Raw genomic sequence first — 19,370 nt, 5'->3', positions numbered from 1 at the left:
CCGTGTCGGGCGGGCCGGGCGCGGCGGGGTCGGTCGAGGTCAGCCCACCGAACGGGCGGGATCGGTCAATCGGGTCAGTGCCGAACGGACGACCGCGGGGTCGGTGGTACGCCACATCGGGGGCAGCGACGCGAGCAGATAACCGCCGTACCCCGCCGTGGCCAGTCGGGAGTCGAGGACCGCGACGACCCCGCGGTCGTCGACCGAACGCAGCAGGCGGCCGGCGCCCTGGGCGAGCAGCAGCGCGGCGTGGTTGGCCGCCACCGACAGGAATCCGTTGCCGCCGCGCGCATCGACCGCACGCTGCCGGGCGGTCAGCAGCGGATCGTCGGGACGAGGGAAGGGGATGCGGTCGATGAGCACGAGGCTCAACGACGGGCCCGGCACGTCGACCCCCTGCCACAGGGACAAGGTGCCGAACAGGCAGGTCGCCGGGTCGTCGGCGAACCGCCGGACCAGGGTGGACGTCGTGTCGTCACCCTGACACAGCACCGGGTGGTCGGTGCGGTCGCGGATCGCGTCGGCGGCTTCGCGCGCCGCGCGCATCGAGGAGAACAGACCGAGCGTGCGTCCGCCGGCGGAGTTCACGAGCTCGGCGATCTCGTCCATCGTCCGCGACGAGATGCCCGAGCGGTCGGGTCGGGGGAGGTGACGTGCGACGTAGAGGATCGCCGACCGCGGATAGTCGAAGGGCGAGCCGGCATCGAGGCCGGTCCAGCGTGCCGAACCCGAATCGGACGGGACCGCCTTCCCGCTGGCGGTGACGTCGGCTGTGCTCGACCCCGCTGCGGGGCTCGTCTCGTCTGTCACCGGACGGTCGGTCCCGCGCCCCGACGCCGGGAGTCCCCAGGTCGCGGCGAGGGCGTCGAAGGAGCCGCCGATCGTGAGGGTCGCCGAGGTCAGGATGACCGTGGCGTCGGCGAACAGGGAGGCCCGGAGCAGGCCGCCGACCGACAGGGGTGCGATGTGCAGGATGGGCCGGGGCTCGGCCCCGCGGCGTGAGGTGTCCAGTGACGCCCACACGACGTCGCGCCGCTTCGCCTCGTCGGGTTCGTCGAACGCACCGAGTACGCGGACGACGGTGTCGTGCATGTCCTCGAGTGAGGTCAGGGCCGCCGAGCGGGCGGCCGCCGCGCCGTCGTCGGCGCCGGCCATCCGTACCGGTCCGATCGCGGTGCGCGCCTGCCACAGCCGGTCCCGGAGCATCACGAGGACAGCGGTGGCGTCGGACGGCAGGCCGGTCCACTGGCGCATCGGCGCGTTGTCGAGCAATTCGCCCAGCTGTTCACCGGCGCCCAGGAGGGCGTCGGCGGTCTCCTCGTCGACGAGCTTCCCGCACCGGCGTGCGACGAGCGCCACCGAGGCCGCCGACAGTTCGTCGGTGGCCACCGACGTCATCCGGTCGACGAGCTCGTGGGCCTCGTCGATGACGACGACGTCGTGCTCGGGCAAGACGTTGGCCGGGCTCGTGGCGTTGATGGCCAGCAGCGCGTGGTTGGTCACCACCACGTCGACCTTCCCGGACCGACGGCGGGACTGCTCGGCGAAGCAGTCCTCGCCGTAGGAGCAGTTGGCCGCGCCCAGGCACTCGCGGGCGGTGACGCTGACCTGTCGCCACGACCGGTCGGAGACGCCGGGGACGAGGTCGTCCCGGTCGCCGGTCTCGGTCTCGCTGCTCCACTCCCGCAGACGCGTGACCTCCCGGCCGGTGCGCGACAGCTCGAACGGGTCGAACAGCTCGGTGTCCGGCTCGTCGGCGGTACCGGAGTGGATCTTGTTCAGGCACAGATAGTTTCCGCGCCCTTTGAGAATCGCGAAGGTGGGCTCGCGGCCGATCGGCTTCTTCAGCGCCTTGGCCAGGCGGGGGAGATCGCGCTCGATGAGCTGGCGCTGCAACGCGATCGTCGCGGTGGACACCACGACGGTGCGGCCGCTCTCGACGGCGTGCCGGATGGCCGGCACGAGGTAGGCCAGCGACTTGCCGGTGCCGGTGCCGGCCTGGACCGCGAGATGCTCGCCGGTGTCGATGGCATGCGCCACCGCGGAGGCCATCGCGACCTGACCGTCGCGGCGGCGACCGCCGAGTGCGGTGACCGCCGCGTCGAGCAGGTCGGTCACCGGGGGTGTGTTGGGCATGAGGTGTGTTCCGGTTGTCCTTGCTGGGTTCGCCGTGCGCGGGAACGGTGTTCTTTCAGACGTATCGCGGGCCCGGTCGGTTCCCGCTGTCGAGATCGGGATCGTGGTCGGGACCGCGGCGCTGCTACCCGGTCCGACTCGACCCGTCGTAGAGCAGGTCGCCCACGAGTTCGACACCCGCCTGCCGCAGCGCCGAGAGAGCCTTCGACGTCGTCTCGGGCGCGACACCGGCGGTGAAGTTGAGGAGGACGCGGGTGCTGAAACCGGCCTCCACGGCGTCGAGCGCGGTCGCCCGCACGCAGTGGTCGGTGGCGATGCCGACGATGTCGACCGACTTCACCTTCCGTTCCCGCAACCACACGGCGAGGGTGGAGCCGTCGGCGGCCGCGCCCTCGAAGCCGGAGTACGCGGCGCTGTACTCGCCCTTGGAGAAGACCTCGTGTGCCGCCGCGGCGTCGAATTCGCGGTGGAACGCTACACCGTCGGTGCCGACGCGGCAGTGCGGTGGCCAGGTGTCGACGTAATCGGGGTCGTCGGAGAAGTGCGCACCGGGGTCGATGTGGTAGTCGCGGGTCGCGACGACGGTCCGGTACTCGTCGAGGATCGACGTGACCGCCCGTGCGACCGCGGCGCCGCCGTTCACCCCGAGGGCGCCGCCCTCGCAGAAGTCGTTCTGCACGTCGACGACGATCAGCGCGTCGGCGGGACGGGTGCCGTCGCTGCGTTCGGCGCTCATCCATTTCTCCTGTCGTCGGGGGACATCGGTTCCGGGCGTCGGGGTGCGGTCAGCCGAGCTCGTAGCGGGTCGGCACCGCGGGATCTCCATGGGACAGGCCCAGACCCTCCCAGGGCAAGCTCACCAGGCCGGCCGCGAGGTGCGCGCGGGCATCGGTGAGAGTGGGCAGCGACGCCACGGGCGTCCCACCGCGGACGAGCGGGATCTGCAGGTCCCGGATGCCGAGCCCGTCCGGCGCGGGGCGGGTGCCGTCGGCGCGATACACGATCTCCTCGACGATCGTGCCGCTCGACCGGGCCGCCCGCACGGCCGACTTGGCGCCGCCGCGCGACTCCTTGTGACTCGCCCGTTTGGCCACCGGCAGGCCGTCGACCTCGACGAGTTTGTACACCATCCCCGCCGTCGGCGCCCCGCTACCGGTGACCAGGGACGTCCCGACCCCGTAGGTGTCGACCGGTTCGGCGCGCAGCGAGGCGATCGCGTACTCGTCGAGATCACCGGACACGACGATCTTCGTCTCCGTCGCGCCCAGGTCGTCGAGCTGCGCGCGGACCTGGCGCGCCAGCACCCCGAGGTCGCCGGAGTCGATGCGCACGGCACCGAGTCCGGGGCCGGCGACCTCGATGGCGTTGCGCACGCCCTGGGTGATGTCGTAGGTGTCGACCAGCAGCGTGGTACCGATCCCGAGGGCCTCGATCTGCGCGGCGAACGCGGCCTTCTCGTCGGGCCCGTCCGGGCCGGTGAAACCGAGGGTGAAGGCGTGGGCGGCGGTGCCGGCGCTGGGCACGCCGAAGCTTCGGGCCGCCTCGAGGTTCGACGTGGCGGCGACGCCGGCGATGTAGGCGGCGCGCGCACTGGCGACCGCGGCGCGCTCATGGGTGCGCCGCGAGCCCATCTCGATGATCGGGCGCGACCCGGCCGCGCTGACCATGCGGGCCGCGGCCGACGCGATCGCGCTGTCGTGGTTGAGAATCGAGAGGATCAGCGTCTCGAGCAGGACCCCCTCCGCGAAGGGCGCGCGGACGGTGAGGATCGGCGAACCGGGGAAATAGAGTTCGCCCTCCCGGTAACCGTCGATGTCACCGGAGAACCGATAGTCCCGCAGCCAGGCCACCGTGTCCGCGTCGAGGAATCGCTCGACCACGGCGATCTCCTCGTCGCCGAACCGGAACGCCGCGAGCTCGTCCAGAACGCGGCCGGTTCCGGCCACCACGCCATAGCGCCGGCCGTCGGGGAGGCGGCGGGCGAAGACCTCGAATGCGCACTGGCGGTGCGCAACCGGGTGGCGAAGTGCCGCTGCGACCATCGTCAGTTCGTACTGATCGGTCAGCAGCGCGGTGTTGTCGTTGCTCACAATCGCCTACCCTGTCCTCATGGCGCCTGACGAAACTCGTGCGCACGAGGCTACCCCCGGCGGTACGGCGGTTGCCGAACCAGAGGTCGCCGACGGCGCGGCGGGACTCGACAAGCCCTGGATGACGATCGTGTGGGACGACCCGGTCAATCTGATGCGGTACGTCACCTTCGTCTTCCAGAAGATCTTCGGCTACTCCGAGTCCCGCGCCAACGAACTGATGATGCAGGTCCACACCGAGGGCAGGGCAGTGGTGTCCTCCGGGGACCGGGAAAAGGTCGAGGCCGACGTCGCGAAGCTGCACGCCGCGGGGCTGTGGGCGACGATGCAGCGGGATTCGTGACCCGGACCGGCCGCGGACGACTCCGAACCGGTCGGGCGGCCTTCGCGGCGCGGCAGGCACACTGAGACGCGTGCGCACCTGGAAACGCAAGGGGCGCGGCGAGACGATGCGCATCGCATCGCAACTCGACGCGCACGAAGCAGAGCTGCTCGCGTCGATGGTCACGTCGATGTGCGAATTGCTCACCGAACGAGCCGATTCCGCGCCCCGCGACGACCTCGCGAGGCTGACCGGGATCGACGTCGGGCACTCGCAGGCACCCGACGATGTGACCCTGGGCCGTCTCCTCCCGGATTTCCACCGGCCCGACCAGGACGACGTACTCTCCGCCGAGGTCGTCAACGGCGAACTGAACTCGGCGCTGCGGAGCGTTCACGAACCACAGATCATCGACGCCAAGCTGGGCGCCGCCCGGGTGTTGCTCGACACCCTGCCGGCCGGGGGCGGGGACTTCGCCCTGACTCCCGACGAGGCCGCGGCGTGGCTCACCTCGCTCAACGACGTGCGACTGGCACTCGGCGCGATGCTCGGGATCTCCGAGGACACTCCCGAGCAGTTGCCGCCCGACCACCCGCATGCGGCGCATCTCGACGTCTACCACTGGCTCACGGTGATGCAGGACCTCCTCGTCGAGGCCCTGATGTGACTAGTGGTGTGTCTCGGAAATAAGCGACTGGTCTCCGGCGCTCGATCGGCGCCTGGCTGCGTTGTCGTCGGTCGAGATAGCTCCGCTATCCCTCCCTCCTCCGCCTTGCCAGACCACCGATCGCTCCACCGGATACCGGCCACCTGTTTCCGAGACACACCATTAGGGTTCCGTTCGGGAACTTCGTCCGCTTCGACGTCAGGGGTCTCGTGAGCACACTCGGCCGACCGGCCCCGGCCGGCAATCGCATCACCGACATCGCCGGCCTCGCCGTCGGGCACGCGCACCGCGTCGACCCCGACGCCCGGGTCGCCGGTGCACCGGAGGCCCCCGACGGTCACGGGTGGGCCACCGGGACCACCGTCGTACGGGTGTCGGCGCCGGGCGCCATCGCCGCCGTCGACGTCCGCGGTGGCGGTCCGGGTACCCGCGAAACCGATCTCCTCGACCCGTCGAACACGGTCCAGACCGCGCACGCCATCGTGCTCAGCGGAGGTAGTGCCTACGGACTGGCCACCGCCGACGGGGTCATGCGCGCGCTCGAGGCCGACGGGATCGGACTCCCGCTCGACGACCGCGGGCACGTGGTGCCGATCGTTCCCGCCGCGGTGATCTTCGACCTCCCCGTCGGTGCCTGGGACCACCGACCCGGCGCGGACTTCGTAATGGACGCGGTCCGCGCGGCGGACACGGAATTCGCCGTCGGGTGTGTGGGTGCGGGTGTCGGCGCCCGGGCCGGCGCGCTCAAGGGCGGGGTCGGGACGGCGTCGATGACGTTCGACGCCGGTCCCGCGGCCGGCATCACCGTCGGCGCAGTGATGGTCGCCAACCCGGTCGGGGCGGTCATCGACCCGCAGACCGGGCTGCCGTGGGACCTCGGCGAGACCGAACTGGGCCGCCTGGGGTTGCGCCGGCCATCGGCCGCCGACATCGACTCGCTCGCCGACCTCGCGGCGAAGCACACCGTGCTCAACACGACGATCGGTGTCGTGGCCACCGATGCCGTGCTCGACGCGCCGATGACCAAGCGGCTGGCGATGGCCGGACACGACGGTCTCGGGCGGGCGATGAGGCCCGCGCACTCCCCGCTCGACGGTGACACGATCTTCGGCATCGCCACGGGCGCGGTCCGGCCGGCGACACCGATGCCGGCGCCGGCGGGTATGCATGCCGACGTCGCGGTGGTCGCCGAGGTGTGCCGGGCCGCGGCCGACGTCGTCCAGCGGGCGATCGTGAACGCGGTCCTCGTGGCGGAACCGGTCGCATCGATCCCCACCTACGCACAGACGGCCCCGTCGGCTTTCCGCTGAGTCGACTTTCCGCGGACCCGGGGTCGTCGCGAACGGCGAACGGAATAGGTGCCGCGGGGACGATGTTGCGCCTCGGGGAACCCGGGTTTCCCGGGTGCGGACACGTCTGGACAGGAGAATGCGACACCGATGCTGAAGATCGGGCAGGAGCTGGTCGATGCCATGGTCGCGCACGCGCGCGCCGACCATCCCGACGAGGCCTGCGGGGTGATCGCCGGGCCGGAGGGTTCCGACGATCCGCAGCGTTTCATCGCGATGATCAACGCCGAGCGGTCGCCGACCTTCTACCGTTTCGACTCGGCCGAGCAGCTCGCGGTCTGGCGGGAGATGGACCGCCGTGACGAGGAACCCGTCGTGATCTACCACTCGCACACCGCCACCGAGGCGTATCCGAGCCGCACCGACATCTCCTACGCCGGCGAGCCCGGCGCCCATTACGTGCTGGTGTCCACGCGCGACCCCGAGACCGCCGAGATCCGTAGCTATCGCATCGTCGACGGTGCGGTCACCGAAGAAGAGATCGAGATCAGGAGCTGAGCATGTCTGTCACCGTATCCATCCCGACGATCCTGCGTACTCACACCGGCGGGGAGAAGCGCGTCGAGGGGTCGGGTTCGACGCTGGCCGCCCTGATCGACGACCTCGAGACGGGCAACGCCGGGCTGAAGGAACGACTCGTCGCGCCCGACGAGAACGGCACCGCCAAACTGCACCGGTTCGTCAACATCTACGTCAACGACGAGGACGTGCGTTTCTCCGGCGGCCTCGACACCCCGATCGACGACGGCGACGAGGTGACCATCCTGCCCGCGGTCGCCGGCGGCTGAGCGTGGCCCGCTACGACTCCCTGATCGACTCGGTCGGCAACACCCCGCTCATCGGTCTGCAACGGCTCTCGCCGCGCTGGGACGACTCCGACGAGGGCCCGCACGTCCGCCTGTGGGCCAAGCTCGAGGACCGGAACCCGACCGGATCCATCAAGGACCGCCCCGCGCTGCGGATGATCGAACAGGCCGAACGCGACGGGTTGCTGCGGCCGGGCTCGACGATCCTCGAACCCACGAGCGGCAACACCGGCATCTCGCTCGCGATGGCGGCGAAACTCAAGGGCTATCAACTGATCTGCGTGATGCCCGAGAACACCTCGGAGGAACGGCGCTCGCTGTTGCGGATGTTCGGCGCGCAGGTCATCTCCTCACCCGCGGCGGGCGGCTCCAACACCGCGGTCGCGGTGGCCAAGGGCCTCGCCGCGGACAATCCCGACTGGGTGATGCTCTACCAGTACGGCAACGCGGCGAACGTCGCGGCGCATTACGAGGGCACCGGCCCCGAGTTGTACGCCGACCTGCCCGAGATCACCCACTTCGTCGCCGGGCTCGGCACGACCGGAACGCTGATGGGCGTCGGGCGGTTCCTGCGCGAACGCAACCCCGATATCGAGATCGTCGCCGCCGAACCCCGGTACGGCGACGAGGTCTACGGCCTGCGCAACATCGACGAGGGTTTCATCCCCGAGCTCTACGACGACTCGGTGCTGACCCGCCGCTTCTCGGTGACCGGCGTCGACGCGGTCGCGCGGGTGCGGGAACTGATCGACCTCGAGGGCATCTTCGCGGGGATCTCCACCGGTGCGATCCTGCAGGCCGCGCGCGGTATCGGCCGACGGGCACTGAAGGCCGGGACCCGCGCCGACATCGGCTTCGTCGTGCCCGACGCGGGATGGAAGTATCTGTCGACCGGGGCGTACGAAGGTAGTCTCGACGACGCGGAGCAGGCACTCGAAGGCCAGCTCTGGGCCTGACCCCGCTACCGAGGACTTTCCAGCCATGAGCTCGTACACCCCGCCGGTCGGGCAGCAGCCCGCGCGACGCGCGCGTCCGCTGTGGCTGCGTTCGGCGATCATCACCGCGTCCATCGTCGCGGTGCTGTTCGTCATCGAGGCCATCGACGTGGCGACCCACTACGACCTCGACCAGAACGGCATCGAACCACGACAGGTCGACGGACTGGACGGCATCCTGTGGGCGCCGATGCTGCACGGCGACTGGCAACACCTGTTCGCCAACCTGATGCCCGGCGCGGTGCTGTGCTTTCTCGTGTTGATGACGCGGCGGTTCCTCGTCGTCACCGGCATCATCTGGGTGGTGTCGGGGGTCGGTGTGTGGCTGTTCGCAGCGCCGTACTCGATCACCGTCGGGGCGTCGGGCATCGTGTTCGGCTGGCTCACCTTCCTCATCGTCCGCGGCCTGTTCAACCGCGATCTGTGGCAGATCCTCGGCGGCCTCGTGCTGTTCCTCGTGTACGGATCGATCCTGTGGGGCGTCCTGCCCTCGGATCCACTGATCTCCTGGCAGGCCCACCTGTTCGGCGCGATCGCCGGCGTGTTCGCGGCGTGGGCACTCGCGGCCCGGGATCGACGGAAGCCGGCGGTCACCGCACCGGGGGTTGCGCCATAATCGCGGCGGGCGGCCAGGACGCACCCATCGGGATCTTCGACTCGGGTGTCGGGGGACTGACGGTGGCGCGCGCGATCATCGATCTGTTGCCGGACGAGGACATCGTCTACATCGGAGACACGGCCAACGGGCCGTACGGTCCGCTGACGATCCCCGAGATCCGACGCCACGCCCTCGCGATCGGCGACGACCTCGCCGAGCGAGGGGTCAAGGCCATCGTCATCGCCTGCAACACCGCCTCGGCCGCCTGCCTCCGCGACGCGCGCGAGCGATACGCCCCCATCCCGGTCATCGAAGTCGTGCTGCCGGCGGTGCGCCGCGCGGTGGTCGCCACCAAGACGGGCCGGATCGGCGTGCTGGGCACCGAGGCGACGATTTCCTCACGGGCATATCAGGATTCGTTCGCGGCGGCACGCGATGCGGTGATCACCGCGGTGCCCTGTCCGCGGTTCGTCGACTTCGTCGAACGCGGGATCACCAGCGGCCGACAGATCCTCGGGCTCGCGCAGGGCTACCTCGAACCACTGCAGCAGGCCGGCGTGGACACCGTGGTCCTCGGCTGCACCCACTACCCGCTGCTGTCCGGGGTCATCCAGTTGGCGATGGGCGACGAGGTCACCCTGGTGTCGAGCGCGGAGGAGACGGCGAAAGACCTCTTCCGGGTCCTCACCGAGGCCGACCTGCTGCACCCGCACACCGGCCGCGACGCCACCCGCGTCTTCCAGGCGACCGGTGACCCGGAGCTCTTCGCGAAACTGTCGAACCGATTCCTGGGGCCGGTGATCGGAGCCGTGCAGCACGTGTGAGGGGTCAACCGCGCATCGCCGCGCACTTGTGACCCGTATGCCGCCGCCCGCGCGCGGAATCGTGGCACAGTGGGGCCTATGCGTCTCACGGTCCTCGGGTGCTCGGGCAGTGTGGGCGGACCGGGAGCCGCGTGCTCCGGCTACCTGCTCTCCGTACCCGGTGAACAACCGGTCCTCGTGGACTGCGGCCCGGGTGTCTTCGGCGAACTGCAGCGCGTCACCGACCCCAACAATGTCGCCGTCGTCCTCAGTCATCTCCACGCCGATCACTGCCTCGATCTGCCCGCGATGCTCGTCTGGCGTCGGTACGCACCACAGCCGGCACGGCGGCGGGCGCCGCTCTACGGCCCACCCGGCACCGCCCTCAGGATCGGCTACGGGTCGTCGGAATTCCCCGGACAGCTCGACGACATCACCGACACCTTCGACGTCCACGAGTGGAGCGACGACCAGGAGATCACCCTGGGCGGGATGCGCATCCGGGCGATGAACGTCAATCATCCGCCCGACACCTTCGGTCTGCGGATCACCGGTCCAGACGGACAGGTCATCGCCTACAGCGGAGACACCGCGCCGTGCGACGAACTCATCGACCTCGCGGCCGACGCCGACCTGTTCCTGTGCGAGGCGTCGTGGACCCATGCGCCCTCGGAGCGCCCACCGGATCTGCACATGTCGGGTATCGAGGCGGGGGAGGCCGCGACCAAGGCGAACGTCCGAACACTCGCGATCACCCACGTCGCCCCGTGGTCCGATTCGGCGGAGATCCTCGCCGAGGCCCGCAGCACGTTCTCCGGTCCGACGGAGCTCGTCAGCCAGGGACAGGTCTTCGACCTCACCTAGCTGTCGTGTCCGCGCCGGTCGTTACAGTGAGACCCGTGACCACACGAGCTGACGGCAGAGCCGACGACGAACTCCGTCCCATCACGTTCACCCGCGGTTTCACCAGCCATCCGGCGGGTTCGGTCCTGGTGGAATTCGGCAAGACGCGGGTGATGTGCACCGCGAGTGTCACCGAGGGTGTCCCGCCGTGGCGTCGTGGTTCAGGCTTGGGCTGGCTGACCGCGGAGTACGCGATGTTGCCCGCCGCCACCCACGACCGGTCGTCACGTGAATCGGTCAAGGGCCGGGTGGGTGGTCGCACCCACGAGATCAGTCGACTCATCGGCCGGTCGCTGCGTGCGTGCGTCGATCTCGGTGCCCTGGGCGAGAACACCATCGCCCTGGACTGCGACGTCCTGCAGGCCGACGGCGGTACCCGCACCGCAGCCATCACCGGTGCCTATGTCGCGCTGGCGGACGCGATCACCTACCTGCGTGCCGCGGGCAAACTGTCCGACCCGCAACCGCTTTCGTGCGCGATCGCCGCGGTCAGCGTGGGGGTCGTCGACGGCCGCGTCCGACTCGACCTTCCGTACGAAGAGGATTCGCGCGCCGAGGTGGACATGAACGTCGTGGCGACCGACGCCGGCACGCTCGTCGAGGTGCAGGGCACCGGCGAGGGTGCGACGTTCCCGCGCTCGACGCTCGATGCGCTGCTCGACGTGGCCGCGATCGGTACCGAGAAGCTGTTCGAGGCGCAGCGAGCCGTGCTCGCCGAGCCGTACCCCGGCGAACTCCCCGGACGGGCCTGATGTCCTCGGTGCTGCTGGCCAGCCGTAATCGCAAGAAGCTCGCCGAATTGCAGCGCGTCGTCGACGCCGCGGGAATCACCAGGGTGGAGGTCATCGGTCTCGACGCCGTGGCCGAGTACCCGGAGGAACCCGAGACCGGTGCCACCTTCGAGGACAATGCGCTGATCAAGGCCCGCGCGGGCGCTAAGGCCATCGGAATCCCATGTCTCGCGGATGATTCCGGTCTCGCGGTGGATGCCCTGAACGGCATGCCGGGCGTGCTGTCGGCGCGTTGGTCGGGCCGGCACGGGGACGACCCGGCCAACAACGCGCTGCTGCTCGCCCAGCTGTCGGACACCCCGGACGAACGACGCGGCGCCGCGTTCGTCTCGGCCTGCGCGCTTGTGCTGCCGGACGGGACGGAGACGGTGGTGCGCGGCGAGTGGCGTGGGCGGGTCCTGCGGGAGGAGCGCGGGCCGCACGGTTTCGGGTACGACCCGTTGTTCGCCCCGGACGACGAGATCGCCGACGGCCGGTCCGCGGCGGAACTGTCGCCGGCGGAGAAGGACGGGCTCAGTCACCGCGGAAAAGCGTTGGCGCAGTTGGTTCCGGCGCTACGAGCGCTCGCGGGCTGACCCCCCTTTTGCGCCGGCGTCGGCGTCGGCGTCGGGACGAGCGTCAGCTCGCGGTTCCGGTGTACATGTAGACCCCCAACGTGTGCGGCTCGCCGTCGAGCAGGATGTCCATGTCGTCGGCGCCGGCACGCGACATCCCCTGTCGCTCGTAGAACCCGAAGGTGCAGAGCGAGTCCGTGTACAGATGGAAGTCCGAACGGCCACGGTCGCGGAGATGGTCCAGGAACGCCTGATAGAGGGTCGCCCCGACGCCGTGTCCCCGTGTCGTGGAGGCGACGGCGAACAGGGTGAGTTCGTCGTCGAGCGGCTGTCCGGTCTGGGCGCCGAGCCGGTGGGCCACCGATTCGTACGCGAAGAAGCCGCGTAGCGCCTTTAGCTGGGGCAGCCCGAGAATCGCGGCTCGAGCGGTGTGCGCCCAGAGCAGCGCTCGGTTCTTCGTCCGTTCGCGCAGGTGCGGCTCGCCGGCGACACGTCCGAGAATGATCCCCACCACGTGGCCGCCCTTCACCGCGACATGGCTCCAGGTGCTCGCCACCAGTTGCTCGCGCAGATAGACCTCAAGCGCGCTGTCGAGAACGCGGTGCCCGTGGACGTATCGGTGGATGTAGAACGCCTCGTCGATGATCTTCTTCACATCGTCGGCGTCGGTGGATTGGTATGGGCGATAGGTGATGTCGGTCATGACCCCTTCTTTGCGTGTGTGTGGGTGAGAGCGATCAGGTCCGCTTCGAGGGTGGCCCGGTCGGAGTCGTCGAGGACGGCTCCCCACAGGGGAGCGGTGTTCGAGCCGTCGGCGGCCGCGATGATCAGTCGCGTGACCGCCGGGTCGAGACCGTCGTCGGACAGCGCGGCGCGCCAGTGATCGGCGTCCTGCTGGGCGAGGGCGGCCGGGCCCGGTTCGTACATCAGGCTGGCGGCCAGCGCGATCTGGTCGCGGAGGCCGGCGGAGTCCCGCGCGTCGGCGAAACTCACCCGGATGTAGGCCCTGGTCAGCCGTCCCGGCGCGTCGTCCTCCTCGTCGGCGAGTCGCTCGACGGTCGACCGGAACTGGGCCATCAGGTCCGCCGCGAGTTCTTCGAGCAGGCCGTCCTTGGCGGGGAAGTGGTAGAGCAGCCCGCCCTTGGACACCCCGGCCGCAGCGGCGATCTCGGACACCGACACGGCGGCGCCGTGTCGCGCGACCAGACGGGCCGCGGCGTCGAGGATCAGCCGTCGGGTGTCGGCGGCACTCCGCCCGGACGTGCGTGCCATCGGACCCTCCGTGCTCGATGTCCCGGGAACTTCCCGGATCGCTTATTACTATACCGTCCGGACGGTACAGTTTCAATGGACCGTTGATTGTGCGCTCGATCCCGTCGACCGGGCGTCGAAATGCATCGCCTGTGCACGGGGCGAAGCAGAGGGGCGCTCAGCAGCCCGTGTGGACTCCCAACATCCGCGCGACCGACTCGGGCCAGGGGTACTGCGCCGCTCGATGCCGCGCCGCCCGTTCGCGGTCGACGCGGGGGAGGCTGAGGACCTGTCGGATCGCGCTGGCGAAACCCGGGCCGGAGTCCTCGGCAGCCGCGCCACACGTGTCGTCGACCAGGGTCGCGACCGCCGACGACTGCGACCCGATGACCGGTGTGCCGGCGGCCAGTGATTCCAGCGCGGAGAGGCAGAAGGTCTCGTGCGGGCCAGGGGAGAGGGAGATGTCGGCGCTGGCGAGGAGGGCGGCGACCTGACTCCGCTCCGTGAGATGACCGAGGAAGGTGACCGGCAGTCCGCGCGCCAGATGTTGCAGCGGCCCACGCATCGGCCCGTCGCCCGCGATCACCAGGTGCGCCGGCGTTCCCGACCGATGGAGTCTGCCGAGCGCGGCGATGCTGCGGTCGGCGCGCTTCTCCACCGAGAGGCGTCCGCAGTGGGCGATGAGCGCTCCGGTGCCGTCGGACCACCGTGCGCCCAGGTTCGGGTCGAGGTGTCGTGGGTCGAAGACATCGAGGTCGACGCCGAGCGGGGCGCGGACGACGTTGGTCGCCCTCACTCGATTGAACTCCGCGGCGGCGAAGTCGGTGGTGCACACGACGGTGTCGTAGTCACGGGCGGTGGCCGCGTTCGCGCGGTCGGCCAGTGCACGTGCGGAGCGGCCGGGCATGACCTGGCCGAGCAGCCGGTCGAGGCGTTCATGGGACACCATCGTCGAATGGATGTCTCGCGCGCGAGCCCACCGGCCGAAGCCGCGCAGGGTGAGGCGGTCGGACACCTCGAGGGCGTCGGGACGGAGATGGGCGAGGACGTCGGCGACGCGGCGGGCCGACGCCAGGCGGTAGCCGCCCGAGGCGGGAATCCGCGGTGCGGCCACGGTGATCCGTGTGACCCCAGAGTTCAGCGTCTCCTCGCCGGGATCGGCGCCGGGAACGATCAGGACGACGTCGTGACCGGCCCCGGCATACCCGGCGCCCCAGCGGTCCACCGCGGTGCGCAGGCCGCCGGAGCGGCCGCCGTAGAAGTTCGCGAGCTGGACGATCCGCACGGGGTCCAGTCAGCCGGACCCGGGTGAACGGCCGACCAGCGCGAGAAGATCAGAGGTTGAACTGCGCCTTCACTTCCTTGGTGCGCTTGTGCTCGAACCAGAAGGACAGGAAGGGGATGGTGCCCGCGATCGCGGTGATGATGGTCTTGCCGACGCTCCAGCGGACCTTGATAGCGAGGTCGATGGCCATGATCAAGTAGACGAAGTACACCCAGCCGTGCACGAACGGTACGAAGTCCAGAGCGTGGTTGTCGTAGCCGTAGGTCAGGACGAGTTCGACGACGAGCAGCAGCAACCACACGCCGGTGATCCAGGCGAGGACGCGATACCGCAACAACGCGCCGCGGACCTTCTCCACCGGGGCGGCGAGGGCGGGGGCGGTGGGGTCGGTCTCGGTCACTGCGGGCCTTTCGATGAGGGGGTGGGTCGAGCGTCGGTGGTGTGCGCGTCCGCGTCGCGGAGCTCGGCGAGATAGCGGTTGTATTCGACCAGGGCGACATCGTTGGCGGGGTCCGGCGATGTCAACGACGACGCGCTGGGGGTGGTGGGTCGCTCGGGCAGGATGCCCTCCGGGATCTCGGCGACGGAGTTCTTCGCCGCGACCTTGCGGGCTTCCTCGGGATCGCTCTCCAGGATGACGAAGCGGCGATAGGCATAGATCACGGCCGCGGCGAACGCCGGCCACTGCAGGGCGTAGCCGAGATTGAGTCCGGAACCGGATGCGGACTCGTACCGTGACCACTGCCACCACGCGAGCACCAGGCACACCACCGCAGCGGATACGGCGAGCACCGTGAGCGCGGGCCGGTGGGTGCGGCGACGGGTGGGGGACATGGCTACGACGGTACCTGGCCTGCGATGATCAGAACGCGGCCGGTAGGGTGGTCGCCGTTACACTGCGTGACTCACACTCTGGCGAGTCGCGCCCACGCGCGAGTGGCGGAATTGGCAGACGCGCTGGATTTAGGTTCCAGTGTCTCAGGACGTGGGGGTTCAAGTCCCCCCTCGCGCACTCTGTGCTTGTTCGGCGCCGGCCGGCCTGACGGCGTCTGTCGAGGAGAAGCGGAGCGGCATCGATGGTCGACGACACGGGCTCGTCGGCATCGAAGCGGGCGTGGACCTACGCATTGGCACTGGTATCGGTTGTCGCTCTCGCCTTCGTGGTGGTCGGGCTGGTGCTGCCGCCAACCGATCCCGAGCTGACAACGCCGTCCCCGGCGTCCTCAGCGACCGAACATTCCGATTCCGCTGCCGTGAAGACACCGGTTGTCGTCAGCGAGCCGGTCGACCCGAACGCCCCGATCCCTGGATGCACCGTCGTCGAGGCTCCCGACCAGTCGGGCTACACCGCGTACACGGGGATGGGGCAACCGACATACGACAACCCTCAGTTCCCGTGGTTCAACGGGCCGAAGGCGACCGCGATGTCGACAGCGCTGGTGAACGCGCTGCCGGTCGAAGCCGAGATCGAATTCGCGAGTCCGGAGCAGTCATTTGTCTTCCAGCCGATTATCGCCTTCGGCGAGCCGGATCCGGAGCCTCGCGGATTCACTTCGGCCCGAGGCGTATTGATCAATGGTGAGGGCAGAGGCGCTGTTTCGGTCGATGTCCGGCGCGCGTCAGCGCCTGTTCCGTCATGTGTGGCCGGGCAACTCGACGAGCGTCGTACGCTGCCCGACGGCGTGGTGGTCGACGTCCACGACACCTGGCAGGAAGTGGACGGGGTGCGCGCGCTGAGCAGGACGGCACGTGCCTACGTGCCCGACGGATCGTGGATCATCGCGCGAGCCGATGACGCGATCGGCGGCAGCAGGCAGGACCACAGTGGGTCGATCCCGCTGACTGTCGACGAGCTGGTCCGGATCGTCCGTGATCCGGGGCTCCGCGTCAGCACACCGGTCGACCCGGGTACACCGGCGCCGATGGAAAACTGTGAAAGCTCCTTCGGGTCGTACAACGGCCAGTCGGTAACGCGTGAGCAGGCACGCGAACTCGACGCCGTTCTCGCCACCGTCGATCTGGGCAGCACGCGGTTGCCGCCCTTGGTGCCGGTCGGTTCGCCCGCGGAGGGCATGCTGTGCACCGGTGTCGCGGATCTCGGAGATGGTGTGGCACTCGAGATCACGATCGTTGGCGGTCAGCCGAGGCCGTCCGGAGAACGCCCGGTTCCGGGTCGGGGTAGCGAGAAGACGCAACGCACCCTACTCGACGGCACCGTGGTCGAGACCGACGTCGTGCGGCAGTCGAGGCCTTCGACGACCGACCCACGGCAACAGATCAGGGAGACCACCCATTCGGCGGTGGTGACCCGCCCGACGGGCAGCCGCGTCTCGGTCAGTTCTACGGCTGCCTCACCGACCGAGCCGCTGTCGATACAAGAGCTGGAAACGATCGCCCTGACACCAGGATTGGAGCTCTGACCGATGCCGGCCCGAAGCACGTGGACACTGATTGTCGCCGCGGTGGCCGCGGTCGTGACGGTCTCCGCGGCAACCGTGGTGTGGGTGGACCGGGTTCCGACCACGGTGCAGAAGATCACCGGAACGACCGCGGCGACACCGGGTTTGGCGTGGTCGCTCGACCCTGCCGACCGGCTGGGTCGCCCCTTCGCGGCTTTCGCCGACCCGCGCGCGGGCACTGCGTACGGGGTCGGCGAACCCGGAATGATCCGGTCCGGCGACACGCTTCTCACCGTCGTCGGTACCCCGAACGAGGGAATGACCCTCGGTGACCCGTGATGATCGGCATCGACGCGACAAACGGACAGGTTCGCTGGCAGGCTCCGGCACATGACCTCGTCAGCTGCAGTGACGTTCCCCTCCATGGCAAGATCTACTGCCACGCCCTGCGCAAGAACCACGAACTCGTCAGCTATGACATCGACTCGGGTGAATCCGTACGACGCAGGGTGTCCGAGAACATCTTCGCCATCACGACCACGTCGGACGCCCTGTACGTCGCTGAGGGCAACGTCGAGGAGGACGACGTGCGAGTCCACTCGGGCACCTTCGACGACGTGTCCGCCCACTGGACCCGCCGATTCGACATGGGCGCCTCCTATGAGGAGGTGTACCCCAGTGAGGCTCTCACCGTGATCGATGGTGTGGGCCTGGTGCGTACCGGCGGCGACCTCGCGCAATTCGATGCAACGTCGGGCGCAGAATTGTGGACCAACGGCTCACAATGCGTCGGAACGTCGTCACTGCTGCCGGGCGGGTTCCTCGTCCACGCCGACACCGGTTGCCGGTCGGCCGGTCACGCGACCGAGCAACTTCTCCGGGATCCGGACGGGAAGGTGATCGCGTCGAGTTCTGCCCCCACCGTGCAACGACCGGGGTACGAGTCCACGACCGACGCCGACCCCGTCCTGCTCGGCGACTCGGCCTACGACCGCGCCACCGGCGACCGGCTGTGGACCAACGGCGACCTCATTTCGCGCGACTCCAACGCAATAGGAACCGTCACAGCGGTCGTCGACGGCGTTGTGTACCTGCTCGACACCAACAGCAGGGTCCGCAGCGAGAGTGGCATCGACCTCCACACCGGGAAACGCCTGTGGCACAACGTGTGGGACGAGTATGCGAACGCCACGGTGAGTCCAGATGCTTACCGTGATGGTCTGTTGGCCGGTAGTGATGGCACCGCCCTGACCGCTGTCGACGTCACCACCGGCGAGGTCGCGTGGACGGCGCCGTTCCTCGCGATCGATTCCGACCCGGAGGTGTTCGCAACCGGCAGGGCACTCGAGGCCTACGGCGACGGCTGGATCTTCTCGTCCGACCGTCGAATGATCGGGCTCGCGCCGCTCTGAGTCACAGCTCGGCCGAGATGACCTCGACCGCGTCGTCGTCGGCGAAGACGATCTGGTGATCGTCGGTCGAGATCGCCCAGCGGCGTAGTCGTGCGGTGCGCTCGTCGTCGATACGGGTCTCGACGGTGGTGTCGCCGGCCAGGTCCGCGAAGTCGTCGACGACCTCGCCCTCCCTTGTCGAACCGTCGTCGAGCGTGACCCTGACCCGGGCCGCCACGGCGACCTCCCCTGGGGCCTCGCCGTCAGCGTGGTCGGCGTCGACCGACTCGTTCTCCGTTGTGCTCATCCGGTTGTCCTGTCCCCCTCGGGTGGCCTCCGACGGTGACTGCATTGCACGTCGGTGGCACACCATGCGTGGACATCAGTTTATCAAAGATGTCCATTGACAGGATGAAGATGGGGAAGCTGCTGATCGGTGGCGGAATCCGCGCGGCATCTCGATTCGACGCCGCTGCAGGGTTTTTCCGCCCTGCCGACGGAACTCCTTAGGGCAGAACGCAATCGGCGGGGGATCGACAATCAGCCTCGCGGAAGAACAATCGCCAGAGTCCGAGGCATCGGGCTCTGGCGATCAATGTGACAACGCGGTTGGCTACATCAGTGTGCGGAGTTGTATGCCTCGACGATGTCGTTCGGAATGCGGCCGCGTGCGGACACCTCATATCCGTTCTCGGCTGCCCAGTCTCGAATCGAGGCATTCACCGACGCACCACTCCCGGCGGAATTGGTCTTCGTCCGTGCGGATGGCGACCGTCGTCGGCCACCGACCCGGGTCGATGCCTTGAGTAGTTTCGCGACTGTCACCTTGCCCTGCTCGATCTTGTCGAGATTGGCCGCGGACACGTCGAGTTCGTAGTCGACACCGAGCCACGACCACGAAACGGTCTGTGCGTCTTGGGGATCGAGTTCGCGACCGTCCAGGTCGTCGACAAAGGTCACCGTCTGAATTTTCGACACGCCCTCAACGGTAGTCGATAGACGCGCGGGAAGCATGAACCTGCGCTTTCCC

The 19,370-nt window shown here is 69.1% G+C and carries 24 protein-coding genes and 1 tRNA gene; 15 read left to right on the top strand and 10 right to left on the bottom strand.

Annotated elements, in window-relative coordinates; translation table 11 throughout:
* Nucleotides 1-39 precede the first annotated feature (39 nt).
* The 3 genes from A9310_RS01440 to A9310_RS01430 form a co-directional block, all read right to left on the bottom strand.
* On the bottom strand, nucleotides 40-2,136 hold the full coding sequence (locus A9310_RS01440) for an ATP-dependent DNA helicase (RefSeq protein WP_058249984.1): 2,097 nt from the start codon (nucleotides 2,134-2,136) through the stop codon (nucleotides 40-42).
* 124 nt (nucleotides 2,137-2,260) lie between these two features.
* A complete protein-coding gene (locus A9310_RS01435; protein ID WP_058249985.1) occupies nucleotides 2,261-2,872 on the bottom strand; it encodes an isochorismatase family protein in 612 nt (203 codons plus the stop codon).
* Nucleotides 2,873-2,921: 49 nt separating this feature from the next.
* Nucleotides 2,922-4,226 (bottom strand): nicotinate phosphoribosyltransferase, encoded by a 1,305-nt coding sequence (locus A9310_RS01430; protein ID WP_065629058.1) that lies wholly within the window; start codon nucleotides 4,224-4,226, stop codon nucleotides 2,922-2,924.
* Between the two features lie 19 nt (nucleotides 4,227-4,245).
* Here A9310_RS01430 and clpS point away from each other — a divergent pair, with 19 nt between their 5' ends.
* The 11 genes from clpS (at nucleotide 4,246) to rdgB (ending at nucleotide 12,035) form a co-directional block, all read left to right on the top strand.
* On the top strand, nucleotides 4,246-4,569 hold the full coding sequence (clpS, locus tag A9310_RS01425; protein ID WP_058249987.1) for an ATP-dependent Clp protease adapter ClpS: 324 nt from the start codon (nucleotides 4,246-4,248) through the stop codon (nucleotides 4,567-4,569).
* A gap of 70 nt (nucleotides 4,570-4,639) precedes the next feature.
* Nucleotides 4,640-5,215 carry a DUF2017 domain-containing protein gene (locus tag A9310_RS01420; protein ID WP_065629057.1) on the top strand — a complete coding sequence of 192 codons (576 nt, stop codon included), beginning with the start codon at nucleotides 4,640-4,642 and terminating at the stop codon, nucleotides 5,213-5,215.
* Between the two features lie 209 nt (nucleotides 5,216-5,424).
* Nucleotides 5,425-6,525: a P1 family peptidase gene (locus tag A9310_RS01415; protein ID WP_065629056.1), complete on the top strand. Its 1,101-nt coding sequence runs from the start codon at nucleotides 5,425-5,427 to the stop codon at nucleotides 6,523-6,525.
* 129 nt (nucleotides 6,526-6,654) lie between these two features.
* Nucleotides 6,655-7,062, top strand: a complete 408-nt coding sequence (locus A9310_RS01410; RefSeq protein ID WP_065629055.1) for a Mov34/MPN/PAD-1 family protein — start codon at nucleotides 6,655-6,657, stop codon at nucleotides 7,060-7,062.
* Between the two features lie 2 nt (nucleotides 7,063-7,064).
* Nucleotides 7,065-7,352 (top strand): MoaD/ThiS family protein, encoded by a 288-nt coding sequence (locus tag A9310_RS01405; RefSeq protein WP_065629054.1) that lies wholly within the window; start codon nucleotides 7,065-7,067, stop codon nucleotides 7,350-7,352.
* Between the two features lie 2 nt (nucleotides 7,353-7,354).
* Nucleotides 7,355-8,326, top strand: coding sequence for a PLP-dependent cysteine synthase family protein (locus A9310_RS01400; protein ID WP_065629053.1), 972 nt, complete (start codon nucleotides 7,355-7,357; stop codon nucleotides 8,324-8,326).
* A 25-nt stretch (nucleotides 8,327-8,351) separates the two neighbouring features.
* The gene (locus A9310_RS01395) at nucleotides 8,352-8,981 is read left to right on the top strand and encodes a rhomboid family intramembrane serine protease (RefSeq protein ID WP_065629052.1); all 630 of its coding nucleotides are present in this window, start codon (nucleotides 8,352-8,354) and stop codon (nucleotides 8,979-8,981) included.
* Complete coding sequence (gene murI / locus A9310_RS01390) at nucleotides 8,981-9,787, top strand: glutamate racemase (protein WP_175401051.1); 807 nt, start codon at nucleotides 8,981-8,983, stop codon at nucleotides 9,785-9,787. Before A9310_RS01395 ends, murI begins: the two co-directional genes overlap by 1 nt.
* 78 nt (nucleotides 9,788-9,865) lie before the next feature.
* Complete coding sequence (locus A9310_RS01385; protein WP_058249993.1) at nucleotides 9,866-10,630, top strand: cyclic nucleotide-degrading phosphodiesterase; 765 nt, start codon at nucleotides 9,866-9,868, stop codon at nucleotides 10,628-10,630.
* A 35-nt stretch (nucleotides 10,631-10,665) separates the two neighbouring features.
* Nucleotides 10,666-11,421, top strand: a complete 756-nt coding sequence (gene rph / locus A9310_RS01380; protein ID WP_058249994.1) for a ribonuclease PH — start codon at nucleotides 10,666-10,668, stop codon at nucleotides 11,419-11,421.
* On the top strand, nucleotides 11,421-12,035 hold the full coding sequence (rdgB, locus tag A9310_RS01375) for an RdgB/HAM1 family non-canonical purine NTP pyrophosphatase (RefSeq protein ID WP_065629051.1): 615 nt from the start codon (nucleotides 11,421-11,423) through the stop codon (nucleotides 12,033-12,035). The genes rph and rdgB overlap by 1 nt, the downstream gene beginning before the upstream one ends.
* Nucleotides 12,036-12,078: 43 nt before the next feature.
* Here the strand turns inward: rdgB and A9310_RS01370 are convergent, their stop codons facing one another.
* From A9310_RS01370 to A9310_RS01350, 5 genes are all read right to left on the bottom strand, one after another.
* Nucleotides 12,079-12,717, bottom strand: coding sequence for a GNAT family N-acetyltransferase (locus A9310_RS01370; protein WP_065629050.1), 639 nt, complete (start codon nucleotides 12,715-12,717; stop codon nucleotides 12,079-12,081).
* A complete protein-coding gene (locus A9310_RS01365; protein WP_065629049.1) occupies nucleotides 12,714-13,286 on the bottom strand; it encodes a TetR/AcrR family transcriptional regulator in 573 nt (190 codons plus the stop codon). Before A9310_RS01365 ends, A9310_RS01370 begins: the two co-directional genes overlap by 4 nt.
* Nucleotides 13,287-13,443: 157 nt before the next feature.
* Nucleotides 13,444-14,550 (bottom strand): glycosyltransferase, encoded by a 1,107-nt coding sequence (locus tag A9310_RS01360; protein ID WP_065629048.1) that lies wholly within the window; start codon nucleotides 14,548-14,550, stop codon nucleotides 13,444-13,446.
* Between the two features lie 49 nt (nucleotides 14,551-14,599).
* A complete protein-coding gene (locus tag A9310_RS01355; RefSeq protein ID WP_058249999.1) occupies nucleotides 14,600-14,950 on the bottom strand; it encodes a DUF3817 domain-containing protein in 351 nt (116 codons plus the stop codon).
* Complete coding sequence (locus A9310_RS01350; protein ID WP_065629047.1) at nucleotides 14,947-15,384, bottom strand: transcriptional regulator; 438 nt, start codon at nucleotides 15,382-15,384, stop codon at nucleotides 14,947-14,949. The genes A9310_RS01355 and A9310_RS01350 overlap by 4 nt, the downstream gene beginning before the upstream one ends.
* A 96-nt stretch (nucleotides 15,385-15,480) precedes the next feature.
* Between A9310_RS01350 and A9310_RS01345 the strand changes: the two genes are divergently transcribed.
* From A9310_RS01345 to A9310_RS01335, 4 genes are all read left to right on the top strand, one after another.
* Nucleotides 15,481-15,562: transfer RNA gene (locus tag A9310_RS01345), tRNA-Leu, on the top strand.
* Between the two features lie 64 nt (nucleotides 15,563-15,626).
* A complete protein-coding gene (locus A9310_RS01340; protein WP_065629046.1) occupies nucleotides 15,627-16,970 on the top strand; it encodes a hypothetical protein in 1,344 nt (447 codons plus the stop codon).
* A 3-nt stretch (nucleotides 16,971-16,973) separates the two neighbouring features.
* Complete coding sequence (locus A9310_RS26165; RefSeq protein ID WP_254661146.1) at nucleotides 16,974-17,288, top strand: hypothetical protein; 315 nt, start codon at nucleotides 16,974-16,976, stop codon at nucleotides 17,286-17,288.
* A complete protein-coding gene (locus A9310_RS01335; RefSeq protein WP_254661145.1) occupies nucleotides 17,288-18,361 on the top strand; it encodes a PQQ-binding-like beta-propeller repeat protein in 1,074 nt (357 codons plus the stop codon). The genes A9310_RS26165 and A9310_RS01335 overlap by 1 nt, the downstream gene beginning before the upstream one ends.
* Before the next feature lies 1 nt (nucleotide 18,362).
* Here the strand turns inward: A9310_RS01335 and A9310_RS01330 are convergent, their stop codons facing one another.
* Nucleotides 18,363-18,647: a hypothetical protein gene (locus A9310_RS01330; RefSeq protein ID WP_058250002.1), complete on the bottom strand. Its 285-nt coding sequence runs from the start codon at nucleotides 18,645-18,647 to the stop codon at nucleotides 18,363-18,365.
* Between the two features lie 311 nt (nucleotides 18,648-18,958).
* Nucleotides 18,959-19,318, bottom strand: a complete 360-nt coding sequence (locus A9310_RS01325; protein WP_226513021.1) for an Lsr2 family protein — start codon at nucleotides 19,316-19,318, stop codon at nucleotides 18,959-18,961.
* Nucleotides 19,319-19,370: the final 52 nt, after the last annotated feature.

Source organism: Gordonia sp. UCD-TK1 (assembly GCF_001691435.1).
Classification (GTDB): domain Bacteria; phylum Actinomycetota; class Actinomycetes; order Mycobacteriales; family Mycobacteriaceae; genus Gordonia; species Gordonia hongkongensis.
This window is presented reverse-complemented; position numbering and strand designations above follow the sequence as displayed.